This is a genomic window from Heyndrickxia coagulans 36D1, assembly GCF_000169195.2.
Lineage (GTDB): Bacteria > Bacillota > Bacilli > Bacillales > Bacillaceae_C > Weizmannia > Weizmannia faecalis.
Genome location: NC_016023.1, coordinates 2,183,980 through 2,206,764 on the forward strand (window position 1 = coordinate 2,183,980; position 22,785 = coordinate 2,206,764).

Sequence of the window (22,785 nt, forward strand, 5' to 3'; positions counted from 1 at the left end):
CGTGCAAAGAAAAGTATGAAATTCCTTAGGCTGCTCACTTGCCTCTAGTATCTGTTGCGATTGAGGATATTAAATTTTTAACAAACAGGCCCTGTTTTCGGGATCATAAACATTCCGATTTCAGGGTCTTTTTTTGTCCAAACGCTGTCATCCCTGCTTTTTCCCGAGGATCCTTTCGTTCTCCTATTTTTTACTTAGTTTTTATATTGACAAACAAAATAATCTGGTATATTATTTACCTTGTTAACAAAAATGAAAACTAAATAAATATCCTTGGAGGTTCTAAAATGAAAAAAGATGAAATTCTGGACAAATTATTGGAAATTACGCATCAGCCATTTCTCATTTTTGTAAATGAAGTAGAAGAAAAAACAGATAATGCTTTTGAAACGTTGAAGTTGTTGGCAGCGGAAGAAAATGTGACAGCGGGCCGCATTTCTGAAGTGCTTGATATTAAGCCGTCAAGTGTGACGCAAATTATCAAGAAACTTGAAGAAGCCGGCACTGCCCGGCGTGAAAAATCCGAGCAAGATTCCCGTGTAACGATTGTAAAAATTACAGATAAAGGCCGTGAAAGCTTAAAAGAGCGCAGTTCCATTTCAACGACGCTAAAAGATGTCCTCTTCCAAGGATTTGCAGAGGACGAGCTTGAAATGTTAGATCAATATCTTGAACGCATGGTTTCCAATATTTCAAGTGAAGCATTTCAGGATAAGCTCCTCGAAGTCTTCAGCAATGATAAACGCTGGGAACTTTTTGGGAAAATGAGTGCCCGTTTCGGTCGTGCACGAGAACAAATGTTGGAACGCAGCGGGTTTGGTGGGTTTGGCGGCCGCGGATTCATGGGCGGCGGATTTGATGGCTGGAAGAAAGGACGTAAAAGATAATGGAAAGAGGATTCGATGGTTCAGTCCGTAAAGATCAAACCAAATTTTCAATTGGACAATTTATAAAACTCATCAAAACGACGCAACCGAAATATCTTTTGCTGGCAATGGGTGTCTTGTTGCTGATTGTTTCATCCGGTATCCAAATTTATGTGCCAAAATTAGCGTCATCTCTTGTCAATCATTTTTCAAAAGGAATTGACTATGGGTTATTAGGGAAAGTCGTAGCACTATTTGTCACTTCAGCCATTGTTTCTGCAGTTGGCGGAACAGTTTTGGGGATTTTTGGAGAAAATGTAATCCAAAACTTGCGGAAAAGCTTGTGGCAAAAGTTAACCACTTTGAAAGTGAGCTATTTTGACACTGTCAAGGCTGGTGAAATTTCAAGTCGCCTGGTAAACGATACTGCACAAGTTAAACAATTGCTGGCGGTGACATTTCCACAAACATTAGCGAGCATCATTACAGTTATTGGGACAGTATACATGATGTTCAAGATGGACTGGCACATGACTGCAGCCATGATTGTAGCGGTGCCGGTCGTCGTGATCCTCATGATACCGATTATGGCATTTGGAACGAAAATAGGACATATCCGTCAAGAGGCAATGGCTCAATTTAATGGGATTGCGAGTGAAACATTAAGTGAAATCCGATTGGTAAAAACTTCAAATGCAGAAAAGCAAGCGCAAGTTCGTGCCAATAAAGAAATAAATAAACTGTTTAAAGTTGGGAAAAAAGAAGCGGTCTTTGATGCAACGATGCAACCTATCATGATGATGGTATTTATGAGTATGGTGTTTGGGCTTCTTGCTTATGGGATGCACCGGATTGCAATTGGTGAGATGCAAATCGGCATATTAATGAGCTTCTTGATGTATTTGTTTAACTTGATTGGGGCCATGCCGGTCATTGCAACTCTATTTTCAGAAATGGCAAAGGCTGCCGGTTCAACGCGCCGTGTACAAGAATTGCTTGCTGAAGAACCGGAAGATTTTACGAAAGGCATTGAATTGGATTTGGCTGGTAAAACCTTATCAGTGGAACATGTGGATTTTGCCTACGAAGATGCGCCGGATGAACCCATTCTGAAAGATGTATCCTTTACGGCAAATCCAAATGAAATCATTGCTTTTGCAGGTCCTTCCGGCGGTGGCAAATCGACAATCTTTAGTTTGCTTGAACGTTTCTATGCACCTACAAGCGGATCAATCAAATTTGGAGATGTGAAAATTGAAGAGATCAATTTAACAAATTACCGCAGTCAAATCGGATACGTTTCACAGGATTCTGCGATTATGGCCGGTACAATCCGTGACAATTTGACTTACGGATTAGATGGTACATTTACGGATGAACAACTTTGGAACGTTTTAGATCTAGCCTTTGCACGCAAATTTGTTGAAGAAATGCCTGACAAGCTTGAAACAGAAGTGGGGGAACGCGGTGTGAAAATCTCCGGCGGCCAGCGTCAACGTATTGCCATTGCCCGGGCCTTCTTGCGCAACCCCAAGATTTTAATGCTGGATGAAGCCACTGCCAGTCTTGATAGTGAGTCAGAGATGAAAGTCCAAGAAGCCTTAACAAACTTGATGAAAGGTCGTACGACTTTAGTCATCGCCCACCGCTTGGCAACCATTGTGGACAGCGATAAGATTTACTTTATTGAAAAAGGTCAAGTCACAGGATCAGGTACACATGATGAATTGGTACGTACGCATGAAACGTATGCGAAATATGTCGCTGAACAATTTAAGGTAGATACACCGGCCATGTAAAGAAGTATTCACGATACAGTGTAAAAAATGCTTTTTTCATTGGGGTGAAATTTTTTGGGGGATGAAGGATTTAAGAAAATATGGTTCAATGGTACTGGATCTTTGGTGGAGTCTGAAGAAAAGTAAGCCAGTCCTTGGAAGAAAATAGCCATCATGATCCTCCTTTTCCCCAAATTCAAATTTCTCGTTTCAAGAGCATTCGGTCAAAATAAGCCTTTTTCTTTTTTTAGAAATTTATATTTATTTAGCATACAAAACTCGCATTTGAATAACGGATGCATTACAATTGTAATAAGAATAAGAAAAGTCTCAGAAATAGAATGAATCATTCAAATTCTGAAGCTGACAATCAATTGGAAAGCCTTCCACCAGTATCTTATCTTGAACAGAGTGAATCACAATAAAAAAGGTAAACTGGGAATTAGGCTGGAAGGGGTAGTATAGGGGGCCAATAGTATGATGGAAAAAATAGTGGATGTTTCTTTGCTTGTCGTGGCTGCTGGGTTATTAGTTGTGTGGGCCCGAAAAAAATACTGGGACAGGCAGAAAAGGTAATGACGGGATGCTCTGTAAAGAAGACAATAGAAGCTGCTACACACTTTCTAAACGTAGTGGTACTCGCGAAAATCCCCCACCTATATTAAGGGGGAGGGTTAATTTGAAATTCGGATAATCAAGCAATCCTATCAATCGTAACGGGAAACGATATGAAGGTCTTCTTACTCATTATGGTTGCTGAACATCATTTAAGTGAAAATGTTGCTTGAATATCCAACAAAACACCACGAAAGGATATGGGTTTCCTTTCACTTTGGATAAAATGATAGATATATAAGCAATTTGAATATTTTAAAAAAGTAAGCATCCAAATGAGTGGATGCTTTTCATTTTGCCAATAAAGATTTCGAGTAAATTGTATACCAGTAATCTAATCAGAAGATCCAAATGAAGGGTATCTACCCCTTTCCGGAGTATGTCGAAACGCGATAATTTCCGAAAAGTGACAGGCAACACCGTCAACTTTCGGCTATTTTTGGATGGCAAAAACATTCAACAGCTGAATCATAAAGATTGCCTCACAATGGTTTTTTTACGATCGAACATCTTCGTTCACACTACGATTTACGGTTCCTTTTATGCCATTCTGAGATTTCCTCAAGTCTTTGTTTGAATCTGGCCTCTGAACCTTGATTTGTCGGATGATAATACGCGTGCCCTGCTAACGAATCCGGCATCGTCTGCATCGTTGTTAATTTTTCTTCTGTATCATGCGCGTATTTATATCCTTTTCCGTAATTTAAATCTTTCATCAATTTGGTAGGGGCATTGCGTAAATGGAGGGGAACAGGTTCATTCATTGAGTTCAGTGCATCTTTCTTTGCGCTCATATAAGCTAAATATGCTGAATTAGATTTTGGTGCCAGTGAAAGGTAAATGACAGCTTGGGTTAAGTGTACATTACATTCAGGCATACCAATAAATTGACATGCTTGAAAAACAGATACCGCAATTTCTAAAGCCCGATTGTCGGCTAAACCGATATCTTCACTTGCAAATCTGACCAATCTTCGCGCAATAAACAGCGGATCTTCTCCGGCTTCCAACATCCGTGATAACCAATAGACCGCCGCATTCACGTCGCTATTTCGCATCGACTTATGCAAGGCAGAAATAATATTATAATGCTCCTCACCATTTTTGTCGTACAATAATGATTTTCTGTTGATCATTTGGGAAAGGTCTTCTTTCCTGATGATGATGGTATCCTCCTGCTTATGCCCATTTAAAACAGCCATTTCCAGCGTGTTCAACGCAGTACGGGCGTCCCCATCGGAAAATTCTGCAATGGCCAATAAAGTTTGATCTTCAATTTCAATCTTTTGAAGGCCATACCCATGGGGATTTACAATGGCCTGTTTTAATAATTCCACGATTTCACTACTCGTTAATTTATGTAGGACAAAAACCTTAGTCCTCGATAACAAGGCCGAATTGACTTCAAATGACGGATTTTCAGTGGTTGCGCCGATAAGGATAATGCTACCATTCTCCACATACGGTAAAAAGGCATCTTGCTGTGCCTTATTGAATCGGTGGATCTCATCGAGAAACAAAATTGTCTTTTCGCCTAATTGCCGGCGTTCTTCAGCTTCTTTCATAACGTTTCGAATATCTTTAATCCCACTGGTAACAGCACTAAAATTAATAAATTCCGATTGCGTTTGATTTGCAATAATTTTCGCCAATGTTGTCTTGCCTACGCCGGGGGGACCCCAGAAGATCATGGAAGAAAGACGGTCATGTTCAATCATTTCTCTAAGCACTTTTCCTTTACCTATCAGGTGCTTTTGTCCAACGAATTCGTCTAAATTTTTAGGACGTACTCGCGTGGCCAAGGGACGGTTTTGGTCATTGTCGTTCTCAAATAAAGAAGTTTGCCTCAAGGTTACTCCCTCCTTGTAAAAACTTTTCCCATTACGCTTCTTTTTGTCTGCTTATGATCCCGACCAAAATATCTAACTCAATGGTTATTTTAGAATAACCCTGATTCGCAAATGTATCGATTTGTTCCCTGTTCGAGTTCAAGGTCAAAAGCGCCAATTTGATTCATGCTGTTTTGATTAATGTCTTGCTTGGTATAGTGTTGGCAGATAATATCACCAAATGAAAAAGGCGATACCGTTTCATTATTGTTATAGACCTGAATGATGAAAGTAAAACAGAAGCTTAAAATGAAAAGGTGGGCCCCGAACAGCAAAAAAGCCAACCAGAAAGGAGGGCACCTTTAAGGTGAATGATATCACCTCTATCTCAAAAATCAAATATGCGTTGAAACTACAAATTTTAGCAGGCTGCCTCTTTCTGCAGTTTTGGGAAAGGATGAGACCTTCCGGGACTTTGGCTGCTTGGAAAACGACCATGTCATATGAATCTCATTTGAAGTTATCCACAATTTTAAAACTATGAAAGCCGGTTCATTCATTTTTTCAAAAAAATGCGGCAATTATGCTTAATGCAGTCCGAAAAATGATTCTATTGACATACATAATAATATATTTATATAATGATAAAGGCTGTGGAAATACTTGGCAGGATTTCCATGCTTTCCGGCAAAATTCCAATAAAAATTGAAAAAGGCAAATTCATCGAAAGGTGGAGACGCAAAGCTAAAGGGACTAAAGTCAGATGACCATGTCAGCCAGTTACCGATTTTACATCAAAAGGACTAATCGGTAGGGGATTAGTCCTTTTTTCGTTGTGCGGATATCAAATGTGAAGAACTTCATTTAACAAGCAGGAGGAAGCAAGGATGGCACAGTTTCAAACAGATAACAAGCATAAAGCTTTTATCATTACATTAGGCGGATTTGCCGCAACAGAAAAGGCATCTACGTTTGTAGACGATTTAAAAAAAGAAGTTTCAAAAATTAATGTGAAAAATTATTCGTTAATTGTGGATTCATCCGATTTAAGGACATTTAAGCCCGAAATTTTGCCGGTGCTTGAAAAGAGCTATGCGTTGTATATGAGTTTAGGATTTAAAAAAATCCTGATGATTACACCGAAAAGGGTGACGCCGCGTTTACAGCTGAAGAGAATCGCGAAAAAAGTGAATTTTACGGGTGAATTTATCAATAGTTTACAAGCGGGATTGGAACTTTCACGTTAAAAACAGCTTGAAGGAGTTAAGTAAAAATGGATTCGAGTGTGACAATAAGAGAAGTCTCTGTCTATCATCCTGAAAAGGTGCGCCATAACGATTATTACCTGGCCCATTTTCGCCAGCAAGGAAAAGATATTACAAGACTTTTGCAAGCGCTTGGCAGAGAAAACAGATACATAGCAGATTATAAAACTGAAACCACTTTAACAATGGCGGTGGAAGCATCAAAGAAAGTGCTGGAAAAAAGCGGGTTGGCCGGCCGGGATCTCGATATGATTGTATTTGTATCAGGGACACCTGAATACTTTTGGCCACCGAATGCGGTTGCCATTCATCAATCTTTGGGCGGAAAAGAAGAAGCTGTTGTTTATGATATGAATGCGGCATGTGTCGGAATGGTGGTAGCAGTGGATCAAGTAAGCCGCAATATGCTCGCAAATCCGCATATCAAGCGTGCGCTTGTCGTGGGCTCCGAGCAAATGCACCGCTTTGCAAACGAGGGGGATGCGGTTACATATGCCAGTTTCGGAGACGGGGCCGCTGCAGTATTGCTGGAAAAAAGCCATCATGTTAAAACAGGGTTTATCGACTCAGCCTATCAAGTGAACACAGAATCAATTGATAAAATTACTTTTCCGGCTTGTGGCGTATCCCAACTGGTTGAGGGAAAAGCCGAACAAAAGAATAGAAAAATAAAATGGGAGAATGTAAACAATGACAATGCTTTTCTGTCTACTGCCGCGCTTGTTGAAAAATTGCTCAGCCGGAATCATTTAACCGCGAAGGATATTCAGGCTTTTTGCTTTTCCCAATTGTCACGGAAAAATATATACAAAATCCAGGAAATCTTCAAAGAAGACATAAGCAAGTTCCCAATTGTGGGCACGGAATATGGCTATACAGGAGCCGCTAGCCCGTTTATGGCTTTTGAACGAGCTGTAAGCACCGGCCGGATAACGAGGGGCAGCTATGCCATATTTTGGTCGGTTGGTGCGGGAACTTCTGCTTGTGCCATGTTGTATAAACATTAAATGTATTGAATCTGTTTCAAATGAAGGGAGCCGTACCATGGGAATTAAAAAATTGTCCAAAGCCATTACAATGGGCCAAATCAAAACCGTTATCCTGCCTTATATTCTCATTGGCATTTTGTTGGTTGGCAGCATGTTCATCATCCCCCAATACTTAACCATTTGGTTTGTGTCTGTTGCCGCAATCCTTTATCTTGGTGTAGGTTTATGGTCATCTTTCCGGTTAACCGGGAAGTTATTAAAAATGAAGCAATACGCTTCCAGCCTGGAGTCGGGAAACCTGGCTGAATCGCTGGAAATTTTAGGCGCAGATGAATTTGGCACGATCTCTAACTTCTTAAATAATGCAACAAGCAATATGCGAAATCTGGTTGGAGATTTAAAAAAAGGAATAGATCGTGTAGATGCCAATTCAGATGAATTATCGGCAACCATGACGGAATTGTTTTATGTGATGGAAGATGTGAAAGAAACGATAAATGAGATGGAGCAAGGCGCAATGGAACTAAGTGCAAGTACGCAGCAAATTGGCGCATCTGCTGAACAAATTGAAAGTTCAACGAAGAAATTAGCAGAAAAAGCAAATGAAGGAAAAAATATCGCGCAGGAAATTAAGAAACGCGGGACAAAAGTAAGAGAGGAAGCAACAGCATCTGCAGGCTCTTCCAATCAAATTTATACGGAAAAAGCGGAGAATATTTTGAAATCCATTCAACAAGCGGAAATTGTGGAGGAAATCAAAATGCTGGCTGATACGATTGGAGACATTGCGAATCAGACCAATCTCCTTGCCTTAAATGCATCGATCGAAGCGGCAAGGGCAGGGGAAGCAGGAAAAGGTTTCTCAGTAGTCGCTCAAGAAATCAGAAAGCTGGCTGAACAATCCACCCAATCGGTTGAAAATATCCGGGTGGTCACTAGCCAGGTCCAGCAAGCCTTTTCAAACCTTATTCATCATTCAAAAGAAATTCTGGACTATGTAGACACTAAAGTGAATCCCGATTATGAAAAAATGGTCCGTATAGGGGAACAGTATGAACACGATGCGGAATTTTTAGACCGTATGTCGCTTGAAATCGCCCAGGCTTCGAATGACATGGCAAACGCAATTGAGGAAGTCAACAAGGCGATACAACATGTATCTTCCACAAGCCAGCAATCCGCTGCGGGTACGGAGGAAATGTCATTTAATATTTCCGAAGTGTCACTGGCAATGAAAGAAACGGCAGAAATGGTAGACCACCAGCATCAATTAGCCCATAAAATAAATGAGTCTCTCCAGAAGTTTAGTTTATAAATAGCAAGTTTCAGCTTATGAAAGAAGTCATGCTGCAGCACGAGGATAAACAGGAAAATTCCGGTTTGTCCCCATGCTGTTTATCGTTAAACACTGCCCTTGTTTTTGCTATATAAAATGAACTTAAGTTTTTGCACTGAGACAAGGTCATCCATTTGCATGATGATTCCTTTTTGCAGCCGGCAACAAAGTAGCAATGTTTAGTTCATTTTATGTATGCTACAAATTTTAATTCCGAAATCCCCGGTTCATTGCATCCCCGCACATTACCAAAGGGCAGGACAGCCAAACCTGATTCATGAATCCCCGCCATTCGGGGAAACTGTTTAATACAGTTCGCATGAATGGGGGAAACGTGATGCCTGAATTGCCGGAAATGGAGACCTATAAAACATGGCTGGCGTCATTGATTGGCGGCCGGACCATTACAAATGCCATGATTCAGCGGGAAAAATCGATAAATATACCTGCCGGCAAGTTTATGAAGGCAGTGACTAATCAGAAGATCCAATCGATTTCAAGGTGCGCAAAGTATTTAATTTTCCAGCTCGAAAACGGTTCGTGCCTGCTTCTGCATCTAATGCTCGGCGGGTGGATGTTTTTTGGCAAAGAGGAAGACAAACCGGACCGGACAATACAAATCCAACTTTCTTTTGGAGACCGGCACTTGTTTTTTATTGGGTTGCGCTTAGGGTACTTGCATCTATTAACACCGGAAGCGGTTCAGGCGGAGTTTGAAAAAATCGGCCCCGAACTGCTTGATCTCCATTTTACATTAGCTGTTCTTCAACAACGGATGCAACAAAGAAGGGGCATTCTTAAAACGGTACTAACCAATCAAGAAGTGCTGGCCGGGATTGGAAACCGGTATTCCGATGAAATATTATGGCATGCGCAGTTGCGGCCGGATCAAAAAGCGGGCCATCTTGACAATCAGCAACTCGCCCGTCTGTATGAGTCGATCCGGTTTATTCTTCAAAAAGGGATTGAGCAGGGAGGTTATATGGAACATCCGCTGCATAAGGGAGATGGCAAAACGGGATGCTATCAAATGTACGTTCACGGCAGGGAAGATGAACCATGCCCGCGATGCAGCACCCCTATTAGGAAAAAAGAAATTTCTTCACATAAGACCTATTTTTGTCCGTATTGCCAGTATTGAAAACGTATTGCCCCTGCCGGCACTGCATTTTCCCGGCTGCCTGTCAGACTTCCCCGGCCTGCAATTTTACAAATTTTCGCTTTCCTACCTGTATGATGAGGCCGTCTGTGACATGAACAGCATCGTGGATATCGTTGACTTTTTCTCCATTTATCCGGATGCCGCCGTTTTGAATCATTTTTCTGGCCTCACTTTTTGATGGCTGCAGCTTCAATTGCACGAGTAAATCAATGATGTTGATTGTTTTATCTCCGTCCCACCGCATAGCCGGGATATGGGCAGGCAATGCTCCTTTTTGAAAAACATTTTTGAAGTTTTCTTCTGCCTGGACTGCCGCAGCTTCTCCATGGTACATGCGGACAATCGTCCTGGCCAGCAGCATTTTGGCATCGCGGGGATGCAGTAGGCCCACTTCAACGTCGTGTGCGATTTTTATTTTTTTTGCCAGTGCTAAATCTGTGACAAGGTTAAGAAATAGTATAGTTTGATCAAAAGTACCGAACCATGTTATAAGTGTAAAAGAGGCTGAAATATTTTTTGCTTATTTATTTTGTGTTGGCTTGGTATCCAGATAGGGGAGGTTATGATTTTTATCATGAAAGAAAATTTTTGGCGTGATTTACCACGGCCATTTTTTATACTGGCACCAATGGAAGATGTGACAGATGTTGTCTTTCGCCATGTTGTAAGTAAAGCGGGCAGGCCGGATGTGTTTTTTACAGAGTTTACAAACACGGAAAGTTATTGCCACCCCGAGGGGAACCAAAGTGTGCGCGGCCGCTTGGCGTTTACGGCGGATGAGCAGCCGATTGTGGCCCATATATGGGGGGACAAGCCCGAATATTTCCGGCAAATGAGTATGGGTATGGCAAAACTCGGGTTCAGCGGTGTTGATATCAATATGGGCTGCCCTGTGCCGAATGTGGCAACAAAAGGGAAGGGAAGCGGTCTGATCCGCCGTCCGGATGTTGCTGCTGAACTTATCCAAGCCGCAAAAGCAGGCGGATTACCTGTGAGTGTAAAGACGAGGCTTGGTTATACGTATGTGGAGGAATGGTGGGACTGGCTTACGCACATATTGAAACAGGACATCGTGAACCTTTCCATCCATTTGCGGACAAGAAAGGAAATGAGCAAAGTGGACGCCCATTGGGAACTCATTCCGGAGATCAAAAAACTGCGTGATGAGGTGGCACCGGATACCCTTTTGACCATTAATGGGGATGTCCCTGACCGTCAAACCGGCCTGAAGCTTGCACGCCAGTACGGTGTTGATGGGGTGATGATCGGGCGCGGCATTTTTAAAAATCCGTTTGCTTTTGAAAAAGAGCCGAAAGAGCACAGCAGCAAGGAATTGCTTGATCTTTTAAGACTGCATCTGGATCTCTTTGACAAATATTCAACAGAACTGGAGCAGCGCCCGTTTCCACCGCTTCGCCGCTTTTTTAAGATCTATGTCAAAGGCTTCCGGGGAGCGAGCGAGTTGCGAAACCAACTGATGGGCACAGATTCAACAGATGAAGTGCGCACCTTGCTTGATCACTTTGAAACAAAACAGATGGAGGGGGAAACGGTATAGCATTCCCCCTGCATACCCCCGATACAAAAGCAGCCCGTTTTTTATATTCTTTTCATCGCAATAGATGCGCGGCTGTGCCAAACTGCCAAAAGGCTGTTGCAAAAAGACAGGAAAACCCCGGAGACCACTACACCGGCTCTTTACATCCGCCGCGTCTGCTACCGCGGCAATCACATCGGCATATGATGGTTCCCGTTTCATACGGCTCCCGCAAAAAAAAGGATCCCATCCATCTCGGGTTTGCTGCCGTTTTGGCAGCCCAGACCCGAAAATCCCGTGAAAGTTCCAGGTTTTGCAGTAAAAATTCCGTCCAATCCGCCCGGCTTTTTACGGCAGGGGAAATCGGCATGTTCAAGTATGGGGCGCAAGCAGTAAGGTACCCCCATTCTCCGCTATTTTTGCGGTCATAATGCCTGGCATTGCCATATTAAGGAGGCGTGCAGGTATTTTGAATAGCAAGAGAGAGGCCGGTTCAAAATAACCTTAAGAACTGATTTTTAAAAAAGAATTCAGGTGAAAAGGTTGGCGGAAAATACAAAAAAATGGTATGGATCCAGAAAGAGACCCGGAAGAAGATTGAAAAAAGATGATATTACCATTGTGGATACAGATGTGACAAAAAAAGCAGTGGTCGCAACGGCTCTTGGAAATGCGATGGAGTGGTTTGATTTCGGGATATATTCCTATTTGGCCGTCATCATCGGAAAGGTGTTTTTTTCAGGGATAACCGGCTCATTGCAACTGGTCTATTCGTTTGCTACTTTTGCTGTAGCGTTTCTCGTCCGTCCAATTGGCGGGATGTTTTTTGGCATGCTGGGCGATAAGTTCGGGCGGAAACGGATATTGGCCGTTACTTTAGTGTTAATGTCACTGGCGACTTTAAGCATGGGTTTGATCCCGGGTTATGCAAAGATTGGAAATCTAGCCCCGTTTCTGCTGCTTGTCGCTAGACTGGTCCAGGGCTTTTCCACTGGCGGTGAATATTCAGGTGCCATGACGTACATCGCGGAATCTTCCCCGGATAAAAAAAGAGGCTTTTTATCGAGCGGGCTCGAAGTGGGCACGTTGTCGGGATATATTTTAGGTTCCGGCGTTGTCACGATCCTCAGTTTTTGGCTTGGCGAAGATAAAATGCTGGACTGGGGGTGGCGCCTTCCTTTCTTTATCGCTGCGCCAATGGGCTTGATTGGCCTTTACTTGAGGAATCATTTGGAGGAGACCCCGGTTTTTGAAGCGATGAAGGAAGGGAAGCACAAAGAAAATGAGAAAGGGCTATTCAGGAAAGTTTTCCTTTTCCATTGGCCGCAATTGCTGAAAGGGATCGTTCTCGTTTTATTTTTTAATGTTGTCGATTATATGTTGTTGTCGTATATGCCGTCTTACTTAAGTGTCGTTCTCGGTTACGGGCAGTCAAAGGGCCTTTTATTCATTCTCATTGTGATGTTTATCATGATTCCGATTGTGCTCATCATGGGCTATTACAGCGACCGGATCGGAAGCAAACGCATCATTATGGGAGGCCTGGTCGGGCTGATTTTTCTGTCCATCCCGGCATTTAAGCTGATTGGAAGTGGAACGAATTTAACGGTCTTTTTCGGCTTGATGATCTTGGCCGTCTTACTGGCGACATTCGAGTCAACGATGCCATCGATGCTGCCTTCTTTATTCTTCACGGAAGTAAGATATGTTGCGCTGGCGATCGCTTTTAATATTTCGGTTTCTTTATTTGGGGGAACAACGCCTTTGGTAATGGCGTGGCTCATAAAAACAACGAATAACCAGATGGTTCCCGCTTATTATATTATGGCAGCCTGTCTCATTGGTGTCTTGACGATGTTTTTCGTAAAAGATACGACCGGGAAAGCACTGCGGGGATCGGCACCGGCAGTAGAAGAAAAACACGAAATTGCAAAAATTCTCGAAGACCCCCATGAAGCATTATGGTGGAAAGAGGAAAAAGGAAATATTGAGGAAAAAGCGTCTGAATTGGAAAATCCCAAAAATTAACCATGTCCATAAGGCCGCTTTTTGGCTGCCCGTACCACGGAACCGGCTTGAATGGCCTTCCTCCTCTTTTAAGTTGTTTCTGGCCGTAAAATGCCACGTCTTGGTTCATGCATCCGCATGCTTGCAAGTGGGTGCATCCCCCTTTTCTGTTAAAAAATATCTGAGTATTTTTATTTTTGGGGAGAATGGAAAATAAGCGGTAGACAAACCAATTTCCGTGCGGTAAAATAATAGAAACAAGTGTTCTAAATGGCCGGTGTGAAGTTTATGATTACTCATCTTGCATCATGTAAAGACAGAAGAGTTCACAGCACCATGATTTCAGCATTGAAAAAAATAGGGCGGATGGGAGTTAGCCGCACACAGGGTTACATAGCGGCTTCCAGCAGGTGTTGGATTTGAAAAAAGCGTCATTTTGTAATGGAAAATAAAAAGGATTCCTATTATGCAGGATCCTTATTTTATCAATCAAATTAAATTTTTTTACTGCTAAATAGCTGAGTGATTTTGACGATTCCAAATACGACGGTTGCAAAAAACAATACAGATACGATGATTGCAAGTATCATGCCAGCCCCTCCTTATAACGGATTCCGTCCATGATAAAGCCAAATATTTTTTCAATTTTATTATAACATATTTTCCAATTTCCCCTTGATGTAAAAGGGGATCAGAAATCCCCGCTGCCCCTTATGCAGTTGAAATGCCTGAAACTTTTTTTGCTGACGCCCGTATAAAAAAGTAACAATGATGAGGAGGGGAAAGCGCCATGTCTGAAAAAGGGTGCGTGAAGTGCGGGTCTAAGCAGGCGGGGAAAAAAGAAGTGGCAATGACGGGAACAGGTCTGTCAAAATTATTTGATGTCCAGAACAACACGTTCATTGTCGTGTATTGCAAAAACTGCGGTTATTCGGAGTTCTATCATAAACAAACTTCCACCGCCTCTAATATTCTGGACTTATTCTTCGGGGGCTAAATCCGGGGAGGTGTTATATTGGAAACGAAGCTGATTATCATACGGGGAAACTCCGGGAGCGGAAAAACAACGATCGCTAAAAGGCTTCAAAGCCATTTGGGGCCGGGAACGCTTCTTGTTTCACAAGATACTGTCCGGCGTGAAATGTTAAAGGTGCCGGACAAAGAAGGAAACCTCTCCGTTGAGCTCATTCGCCAAATTGCGGAATATGGAAAAGGGAAATGCAGATTTGTGATTGTCGAAGGAATTTTAAACAAAAACCGTTACGGGGAAATGTTGTCCCGTTTAATGAAATTCTACCATTCAAAGGCGTATATTTATTATTTTCGATTAACGTTTTGGGAAACAGTCAAACGCCATAATATGCGTTTGAAAAAAACGGAATTCGGAGAAGAAGCTTTACGCGCCTGGTGGAATCCGAGAGACGAACTTGGGGTGAAAGGAGAAACCATGTTAACAAATGATATGTCACAGGATGAAATCATAAAACTGATGGCGGATCAACTGGAAATTGATCTTTGATTTTGTATATCGGCATATGGTGCATGGGAAAAGCGAAAAAGCCATATCTCTTGCCAGGAATTGAAATGAAGAAAACGTGTTTAAAGGTGATGGAATGTATTCAGATATCAATGAACCTCGACAAACATTATCCAAAGATGCAATAAAGGTTTGGATCATACGTGAAACGCTGGAGGCCGGGGCAGGGGTTGTGGTTCTCGCCGTGCTGCTTTATCTCGGCCACCACTTTTCCTGGCCGGCATGGATCGGCTGGATTTTATACGGTTTACTCGTGTTGGATATCGGCAGTATGATCTGGTCATGGATAAGTTCGTATTTTCGCTATAAAAATTGGCGTTACGATGTGAACGAAGAATTTTTACAAATGAAATTGGGTGTGCTGAACGAGAAACATTCTTTGGTTCCGATGACCAAAATCCAATCGGTGGCAACCGAACAAGGCCCCATTTTAAAGAAATACAGGCTCTGTTCCGTGACTGTGGACACCATGGGGACGTCCCATACCATTCCGGCTCTGCCTAAAGAGGAGGCCATTGCGTTAAGAAACCGAATTGCGCGTTATGCAAAAATCAGGGAGGTGAGGGACTGCTAAAATAAAATTATAAACATTTATAAATAACTATTGACTTATTACACATTTTCAATTAGCAAGGAGTGAAAGGATGATGTTTTTAACAAAAAAGATAAGACTTAAACCAGATGAATATCAAGAAAAACAATTATGGAAATCAGCAGGAACTGCTCGATGGGTATACAATTGGACACTTGATAGACAAAATGAAAATTATAAACAAGGAAATAAATTTTTATCTGATAATGTACTAAGAAAAGAAATTACACAGTTAAGGAAACAAGAGGATTTTAAATGGTTAAATGATGTATCGAATAACGTTGCTAAACAAGCTGTAAAAGATGCCTGCCAAGCATATAAAAGGTTTTTTAAAGGTGTAAGTAAATACCCTAAATTTAAATCAAGAAAGAAAAGTAAACCGTCATTCTATAATGATAATGTGAAATTAAAAGTTAAGAATTCCTTGGTTTTAATTGAAAAAGTTGGATGGGTTAAAACTTCAGAACAATTACCAATGAATGTAAAATATAATAATCCAAGAATAACTTTCGATGGGAAGTATTGGTATATATCTGTTGGAATGGAACAAGAAATTAATGAGATTGAATTAAACAGCCATGTTGTAGGCATTGATTTAGGTATTAAAGCATTAGCTGTATGTTCTGACGGAAAAGTTTTTAAGAATATCAATAAAACAGTAGAAGTAAAGAAGATTGAGAAACGACTTCGGAGGTTGCAGAGAAGAGTTTCTCGAAAATATGAAATAAATAAGGAGGGAAGCCGTTTTGTCAAAACAAGCAACATTATAAAAAACCGAAAAGCAAATACGATTCTTACACAGACGATTATCAAACATTCGAAGAAATCACCTTCATCAAACAACAAATGCAATCGTGAAAACCAAACCTTGCAAAGTTGTAATGGAGGACTTGAATGTAACTGGAATGATGAAAAATCGTCATTTATCAAAAGCAATAGCCAAACAAGGATTCTACGAATTTACTAGACAAATGGAATACAAATGTGAGAAATATGGTATTGAATTTGTCAAAGTCGACCGTTTCTTCCCGTCATCGAAAACTTGTTCATCATGTGGCAAGATGAAGCGTGACCTTAAACTTTCTGATAGAGTTTATCGATGTGAATGTGGAAATGAAATAGATAGAGACCTAAATGCGGCTATCAATTTAGCTAATTATGATAAATTAACTGCTTAACCACTTACAAGGTGCAGTTGATGTGTAGGAGTCGTTGTATCCGAATTTACGCCTTTGGAGTGTTATGACAAACGAAAGTAGCTTCGGCAAAATCGGACACGATGAAGAAGGAATTAAACAAATGCTTATAGGTTTTTATAAGTTTTTGGCAACGGTGGAGTCGTGAAGAAAAAACGGTACCATCCCCTTTTGATCTTGTTTCGTATCGGTGATTTTGTAAAAAGCTATTTCATCCTTTTCATTATCTTATTTATCGTAAATGCCGGTTCCCGTTCTCCCGTGCTTACATATGGCAGATATTTGTTTTTGCTCTTTTTTGCAATCGTGATGGTATATCATTTTTTGAAATGGTACACACATAAATATGCACTGGATGAAAGCGCCTTTCATCTGTATAGAGGCATATTCAACAAAACAGAACGAACGATTCCTTTTTCGAAAATCCAAAACATTAACCGCCATACATCCTTTTTTCACCGGATTTTTCATGTCACCTCTGTCAGCTTTGAAACCGGTATCTCCGGGGATGAAGCGGCCGTGTTATTTGAAGTGATTACCCGGAAAGAAGCGGAAAGAATCATTGACATCGTACAGAATGATAAGCGTAAAACGTTTGAACCGGATGCGGAAGAAAAGGAAAAGGAACGGGTGGTCCATTTTAAACCGACGAGAAAAGATACGTTAAAAGCAAGTTTTACATCTTTAAGCCCGCTTGCCGTCATCCCTGTATTTTTTTCTTTTTATTCGAATGTGGACGATATTGTTGATATTGATAAAAAGGCGAGAGGGATGCTCTCTTATATAATCAGTTCCTGGTGGATTGTATCGGGTATTGTTCTTTTTGTGGCCCTTATTGCGGTGATTTTCGGCATGGCACGGACCTTTTTGAAGTATGGGAAATATGAAATCTCCTCTGATGATGAGCGGATTTATATTACCAAAGGGGTAATTGAAGAAACGTCTTTTTTTATCGAAAAGCATAAAGTGCAGGCTGTTGAAGTGGAACAGTCTTTGTTGAAACGGCTGCTCGGGCTGGCGGAAGTAAAGCTGACGAGTGCAGGAAGGCTTGACTTTGAAGGGGAGAAACTTGAATTAAACTCGCTGTATCCTTTTTTGCCGGTTAAAAGGGCGTACGAAATCATAAACGAGATATTGCCGGACTATGAAGTGGCACAGGAGATGAGGCAGCTTCCCAAGAAATCTTTATGGGTCCGGCTGCTTGCCCCGAGCTGGATTTGGATCATCGCCACAGTCGTGTTATATTTTTGGAAGCCAGAAATTTTCGGCTTGCGTGTTCCGTGGTGGCTTTTGTCCGCTTTTCTGTTCGTATCGATACTGGTCGCAAGATGGATCGGTTATTTACATACGAAATATGTATTGAATGACCGTTTTATTCAGTTACAATCGGGCATTTTTACGACTTCTTTGTTCCTTTCCAAGCGGGAAAAAGTGATTGAAGTGCGCGTTTCCCGGAACTTTTTTCAAAAATGGCTGGGCCTTGCCTCCATTGAAACGATTAATCGTGCAAAACCGATTCAATTTAACGGGGTAAAGGATGTCCCCACCGAATTTGCCTGGATGTTTTACAAATGGTATATGGGGCGGGGAAAGGAAGTTAAAGTGGAATGACTGTTTTGGCCTTCATATGATCACGGTTTTCATGCAGTCCCGGCACATGCCGGGAGCAGAGTCCTACGGTGTGATGTCAAGGGTTAAAAACAAGTGAATTGGAAATTTTGTTGGCTCTATGTCGTAAAAATGGCAATACTGAACTAAGCCTCCAGATAATTGGAATAATCTGGAAGTTTTCAAGTTCAGGCTATCGATGATGGTTACCTGGTTACCTCATCGCGTCACCTTCTTTTTCGGCGCATAAATTTGATCGTTGCGGAGCAGCGCATCGATCAGGCGCACCAGTTTTCTTGCCGTTAAGACGAGGGCGCGTTTGTGTGAGTGCTTATGCACCTCACGATATTTCTTTTGGTAAAAGGCGCGGTACTCAGGTTCGTGTCGCCGGACCAGATTGGCAGCCTCAACCAGGTAATACCGGAGATAACGATTGCCTGTACGCGCAAGCATTTTGTCATCAGCCTCAAAATCACCCGATTGGTGGCGGGGCCAGAACAATCCAGCAAATTTTGCGATCGCGGCTTGGTCGTCAAAGCGCTCAATGTCGCCGATTTCAGCGAGAATCCCAGCACAGCTCACCGGGCCTATTCCCGGAATGGTCTGGAGGGTATTCGGGATTCCATCAAGAACGCGGGCAATCGCCTTATCCAAATCCTTGATTTGGCGTTTAAGATGCCGGATGATCTCAATAGAACTGCCCAGGACCAAGTCAATCGAATCCTCCACACATTTAGAAAGCCGGTAAGAGGACCGGGCAGCTTTTTGGATGGATGCGGCCAAATCCTCGGGATCGCTAAAGCGGCCATGGCCTTTGGTCTGGAGATACATCGCTAAGTCCTCCAGAGGCATTTGGGCAATTTCATCGAGGCTATAGGCCTCAAGCAAAAATTCCGTTATGGCATGGCCGAAGACCGGTGTATCCACTTCAAGGTTAAAGGCACTGAATTTGAAAAACAGATGATTCAAAAATACCTGTTGTTCCCGGGTTAAACTTTGAATCAGGTGATAGCGCATCCGTGTTAACCGTTGAAGGGCAAGGTATTGTTCTGACTGAATCACGGATTTCGGCAATCTCCCGAAACGCAAGCGGTCCGCAATTACCCAGGCATCTTTGGGATCGGTCTTGTCCATCTCGGCATAAGCCTTTTTGAAATTTCTCACCAGCTTCGGATTCAGGGTAAACACCTTTGTACGACGCTGTTTCAGCTCGGGATCTTCATGGAAAAACATTGCCGGGTGCCAACTATACACAGATGTGGCCTCCATGGCGATCTGGATGGTGTCATCCGCCTCCGCATGTTGGAGGATGGCGTCTCTTAACTCAGAGGCACCGGGAAGATTGTTTGTCACCGTTTGGGTGGCCAACGTTTCCCCCATTCCATCCATCAGGCAGGCATCGAGGTTTTTGGAGCTCACGTCAATACCGACAAATAAGGGCATATGATTTCCTCCTCTCTGTATTGGGATCGATGGAATCGGACGCTTCGGGATATCCCCAGATGGCTTGCCGATCTGTCAGCCTCGCGTATGAGAACTCATCCGGGCCGTGGGCTGCCTGGAACTGCTCATTTCCAGCACGGAGATCCGGAGGAACGGCCTACGGGTTAGACGTTCAAGCAAGAACCTGGGGATGCAGACTTTTCGAGTAGTCAGGCTACAAGGAGGGGAAGCATTGACCCAAACGATCCTAAGACCATTATCCGGGAACATCGCGAAGCGTCCAAGTCCGAACTTGTATTCCGGGCGAGCCCGGAATACAAAATCTTATATTCACTTGTCAATGAGCAGCAGAATGAACTGGAAATTGACATCCACTTTGGATTTAAACTTATTATACGAGGAGGGATCTGATTGACGTTTATCCTTTGGACGGCCATTGTGATTTTATTCATCTTAAGTTTTGCAGGCATCATCTATCCTGTCATTCCATCTATTGTGATGCTGTGGGCCGGATTTGCAGTCTATCAGTTTTTCATTAATCCGCATGCATTGTCTGTCTGGTTTTGGATCAGCATGGTCATCTTAAGCATTGTCCTTATTGCGGCGGATATCATTGCAAACGGATATTTTGTAAAAAAATACGGCGGGTCCAAAATATCTGAAAGGGTTGCTGCGGTTGCGACAATTGTTGGCTCTTTTGTCATTCCGCCTTTTGGGATTATCCTTGTTCCGTTTGTTTGTGTATGTATAACGGAGATCTTGATGACGAAAAACCCCGTCCAGGCTGTAAAAGTGGGCGTTGCCACGATCATTGGATTTCTGAGCAGCAGCATCGCCAAAGCATTGATACAGATCGTCATGATCGTTTGGTTTAGTTTAGCCGTTGCTTTTTAACGGATTTCCCGTTTTCACGACAGCCGGTTGCATAATAGAAAAAAGCCCCGTTAACGGAGCTTTTTTCTATTATGCTTCAAGAAGATCGGCATCTTCCTGTTGATATATTTTTTTATCCATTTCACCGGTAATTTTGCCGGTTAAAATACCGGAAGTCATGGCGCCGCTGACATTTAATGCCGTCCGGCCCATGTCAATCAATGGTTCAACAGAGATCAGAAGGCCGACAATCGCGATCGGCAGGTTGAGCACTGACAATACAATCAGCGATGCGAAAGTGGCACCCCCGCCGACACCCGCTACGCCGAATGAGCTGACAACGACAACAAGGATCAGCGTAATGATGAAAGACGGGCTTGCCGGGTTGATGCCGGCAGATGGAGCAACCATGATGGCCAGCATTGCCGGATAAATACCGGCGCAACCGTTTTGCCCAATGGATAGGCCAAAGGAAGCCGAAAAATTGGCGATCCCTTCCGAAATGCCGAAACGTTTCGTTTGCGTTTCAATGTTGAGCGGCAGCGTACCAGCACTGGAACGGGAAGTAAAGGCAAAAGTGAGTGCAGGCAGCGCCTTTTGCACATATCGTACCGGGCTCAATTTTGCCAGGCTGATGAGCAGCAAATGAACCAGGAACATGACGATAATCGCTGTGTAAGAAGCCAGAACAAACTTTGCCAGTTTGACAATGGCGCCATAGTCGCTTGAGGCTGTGACTTTGGTGATCAATGCAAGTACGCCATAGGGTGTTAATCTTAAAATAAGGGTAACCACCCGCATCACGATCGTATACAAAGTATCAACGATTTTTGCAAAATGTTCCGCCTGTTCAGGTTGTTTGCGTTTTACCCCGAGATAGGCCATCCCCAATATAGCGGAGAAGATCACAACCGCGATCGTAGAAGTCGGGCGTGCGCCGGTTAAATCCGCAAACGGGTTATTCGGCAGAAATGAAACGATTTGTTGCGGAATGGTCATATCTTTTACGCTGGCGACGCTTGTTTTTAGTTCCGCATTTCGCGCGGCTTCAGCGGTCCCCTGCGTTAAGTGGATGCCATCCAGCCCGTACAGAAGCGCGGATCCGATTCCGAGCGCAGCGGCAATCGCAGTTGTACCAAGTAAAATGGCGAGTACAAGAAAGCTGATTTTTCCTATGTTTTTGGTTAATTTCAGCTTCGTAAAAGCCGCTAAAATGGAAATCGAGACAAGCGGCATGACGACCATCTGCAACAGCGAAACATAGCCGCTGCCGACAATATTCAGCCAGTCGATCGTATGGTTGGTCACATACGACGTGGTGCCGTACAAGAAATGCAGGATAATGCCAAATACGATACCAATGCCTAATGCCGAGAAAACGCGTTTTGAAAACGAAACATGTTTTCTTTGCATCGCATACAAACCGGCCAACAGGATGATAAAGACGGCCAGATTGATGATAATGTATAAAATGTTCAATTTTCCCCCTCCTTTTGTTAACCTTTTTCATCTTAATCATCTTATTCCGATATGTCAAGTGAGGTATTTGGCGGCGGAATTTATGTCCCATTGGTTACTCGTCCGTTTCAATCTGTTCTTTTCTGTCATTTAATATATTGAAAAAAGAATGGGAGGTGAACAGATTGGAAAAACGGCGAAAAAAGACACCAGTCGTCCCTTGGATGCACGATCACTATGGTGAGGAAACAGCGGGCAATACCAGCACAAGCAACAATGCTGTACAGCCGGAATACCGTTACGAAAATACTGGCAATATGAATAACGCTGGCAATATGAACAACACTGGCAATCAATCCAATCGTACCAACAACACGGTATTTTGCGAACCGAAGTATGTTTATAAGGACACTTACGTTGAAAGAAACGTCACTTATGTGCATCCCATCATCCAAGTAAACAGGCAACATGTTGTAAACGTTCCGCGCCATGTTTATCAAAGATATGAACAGAACATTACGGTAGATCCGGGTATTCCGGATGAATGTGATCATTGTGATGAGTAATGAAAAGAAACGCCCCGGTTAAAGCCGGGAATTTTTAAGCCGGATCCAATGGTTTCCGGCTTTCTTTTTTTAATAAGGGGAAGTGGCAGGCTGTTTACCGGGAATGGAGGTAAAGGGGAGATACATTG

17 protein-coding genes, 2 pseudogenes and 1 riboswitch are annotated in these 22,785 nt (G+C 42.6%); of the genes and pseudogenes, 15 read left to right on the plus strand and 4 right to left on the minus strand.

What is annotated here, in order from left to right; translation table 11 throughout:
- Positions 1–287: 287 nt before the first annotated feature.
- Both BCOA_RS27445 and BCOA_RS27450 read left to right on the plus strand, forming a co-directional pair.
- Positions 288–887 carry a MarR family winged helix-turn-helix transcriptional regulator gene (locus BCOA_RS27445; protein WP_014097266.1) on the plus strand — a complete coding sequence of 200 codons (600 nt, stop codon included), beginning with the start codon at positions 288–290 and terminating at the stop codon, positions 885–887.
- Complete coding sequence (locus BCOA_RS27450) at positions 887–2,665, plus strand: ABC transporter ATP-binding protein (protein ID WP_014097267.1); 1,779 nt, start codon at positions 887–889, stop codon at positions 2,663–2,665. The genes BCOA_RS27445 and BCOA_RS27450 overlap by 1 nt, the downstream gene beginning before the upstream one ends.
- 1,115 nt (positions 2,666–3,780) lie before the next feature.
- Here BCOA_RS27450 and BCOA_RS27455 read toward each other — a convergent pair.
- Complete coding sequence (locus tag BCOA_RS27455) at positions 3,781–5,109, minus strand: replication-associated recombination protein A (protein ID WP_014097270.1); 1,329 nt, start codon at positions 5,107–5,109, stop codon at positions 3,781–3,783.
- Between the two features lie 682 nt (positions 5,110–5,791).
- A riboswitch (cyclic di-GMP riboswitch) is annotated at positions 5,792–5,876 on the plus strand.
- 99 nt (positions 5,877–5,975) lie between these two features.
- Here BCOA_RS27455 and BCOA_RS27465 point away from each other — a divergent pair.
- The 4 genes from BCOA_RS27465 to BCOA_RS27480 all read left to right on the plus strand — a co-directional run bounded on the left by BCOA_RS27465 (position 5,976) and on the right by BCOA_RS27480 (position 9,819).
- A complete protein-coding gene (locus tag BCOA_RS27465) occupies positions 5,976–6,335 on the plus strand; it encodes a hypothetical protein (protein WP_014097272.1) in 360 nt (119 codons plus the stop codon).
- 26 nt (positions 6,336–6,361) lie between these two features.
- On the plus strand, positions 6,362–7,360 hold the full coding sequence (locus BCOA_RS27470) for a 3-oxoacyl-[acyl-carrier-protein] synthase III C-terminal domain-containing protein (RefSeq protein WP_014097273.1): 999 nt from the start codon (positions 6,362–6,364) through the stop codon (positions 7,358–7,360).
- Positions 7,361–7,397: 37 nt separating this feature from the next.
- The gene (locus BCOA_RS27475) at positions 7,398–8,657 is read left to right on the plus strand and encodes a methyl-accepting chemotaxis protein (protein ID WP_014097274.1); all 1,260 of its coding nucleotides are present in this window, start codon (positions 7,398–7,400) and stop codon (positions 8,655–8,657) included.
- 358 nt (positions 8,658–9,015) lie between these two features.
- Positions 9,016–9,819 carry an Fpg/Nei family DNA glycosylase gene (locus BCOA_RS27480; protein WP_014097275.1) on the plus strand — a complete coding sequence of 268 codons (804 nt, stop codon included), beginning with the start codon at positions 9,016–9,018 and terminating at the stop codon, positions 9,817–9,819.
- A 43-nt stretch (positions 9,820–9,862) separates the two neighbouring features.
- Here the strand turns inward: BCOA_RS27480 and BCOA_RS27485 are convergent.
- Positions 9,863–10,294 (minus strand): annotated as a pseudogene (locus BCOA_RS27485) (S4 domain-containing protein); the annotation flags it as partial.
- Between the two features lie 108 nt (positions 10,295–10,402).
- Between BCOA_RS27485 and BCOA_RS27490 the strand changes: the two are divergent.
- The 7 genes and pseudogenes from BCOA_RS27490 to BCOA_RS27525 all read left to right on the plus strand — a co-directional run bounded on the left by BCOA_RS27490 (position 10,403) and on the right by BCOA_RS27525 (position 18,320).
- On the plus strand, positions 10,403–11,398 hold the full coding sequence (locus BCOA_RS27490; RefSeq protein ID WP_017550103.1) for a tRNA dihydrouridine synthase: 996 nt from the start codon (positions 10,403–10,405) through the stop codon (positions 11,396–11,398).
- Positions 11,399–11,920: 522 nt separating this feature from the next.
- Positions 11,921–13,405, plus strand: a complete 1,485-nt coding sequence (gene proP, locus BCOA_RS27500; protein WP_035183764.1) for a glycine betaine/L-proline transporter ProP — start codon at positions 11,921–11,923, stop codon at positions 13,403–13,405.
- A 769-nt stretch (positions 13,406–14,174) separates the two neighbouring features.
- Positions 14,175–14,381 (plus strand): zinc ribbon domain-containing protein, encoded by a 207-nt coding sequence (locus BCOA_RS27505; protein WP_014097279.1) that lies wholly within the window; start codon positions 14,175–14,177, stop codon positions 14,379–14,381.
- An 18-nt stretch (positions 14,382–14,399) separates the two neighbouring features.
- Entirely contained in the window at positions 14,400–14,903 is a 504-nt protein-coding gene (locus BCOA_RS27510) for a kinase (protein ID WP_014097280.1), read from the plus strand.
- Between the two features lie 94 nt (positions 14,904–14,997).
- Entirely contained in the window at positions 14,998–15,495 is a 498-nt protein-coding gene (locus BCOA_RS27515; RefSeq protein ID WP_014097281.1) for a PH domain-containing protein, read from the plus strand.
- Between the two features lie 73 nt (positions 15,496–15,568).
- Positions 15,569–16,691 (plus strand): annotated as a pseudogene (locus tag BCOA_RS27520) (RNA-guided endonuclease InsQ/TnpB family protein).
- Positions 16,692–16,853: 162 nt separating this feature from the next.
- Positions 16,854–18,320 carry a PH domain-containing protein gene (locus BCOA_RS27525; RefSeq protein WP_014097283.1) on the plus strand — a complete coding sequence of 489 codons (1,467 nt, stop codon included), beginning with the start codon at positions 16,854–16,856 and terminating at the stop codon, positions 18,318–18,320.
- 216 nt (positions 18,321–18,536) lie between these two features.
- Here BCOA_RS27525 and BCOA_RS27530 read toward each other — a convergent pair whose 3' ends face one another.
- Positions 18,537–19,760: an IS110 family transposase gene (locus BCOA_RS27530; RefSeq protein ID WP_013858393.1), complete on the minus strand. Its 1,224-nt coding sequence runs from the start codon at positions 19,758–19,760 to the stop codon at positions 18,537–18,539.
- A 411-nt stretch (positions 19,761–20,171) separates the two neighbouring features.
- On the opposite strand from BCOA_RS27530, the gene BCOA_RS27535 reads away from it, so the two are divergent.
- A complete protein-coding gene (locus tag BCOA_RS27535; RefSeq protein ID WP_014097284.1) occupies positions 20,172–20,654 on the plus strand; it encodes a DUF456 domain-containing protein in 483 nt (160 codons plus the stop codon).
- Between the two features lie 69 nt (positions 20,655–20,723).
- Here BCOA_RS27535 and BCOA_RS27540 read toward each other — a convergent pair whose 3' ends face one another.
- Positions 20,724–22,112, minus strand: a complete 1,389-nt coding sequence (locus BCOA_RS27540; RefSeq protein WP_014097285.1) for an L-cystine transporter — start codon at positions 22,110–22,112, stop codon at positions 20,724–20,726.
- A gap of 155 nt (positions 22,113–22,267) precedes the next feature.
- Between BCOA_RS27540 and BCOA_RS34425 the strand changes: the two genes are divergently transcribed.
- On the plus strand, positions 22,268–22,657 hold the full coding sequence (locus BCOA_RS34425; RefSeq protein WP_230951698.1) for a hypothetical protein: 390 nt from the start codon (positions 22,268–22,270) through the stop codon (positions 22,655–22,657).
- Positions 22,658–22,785 lie beyond the last annotated feature (128 nt).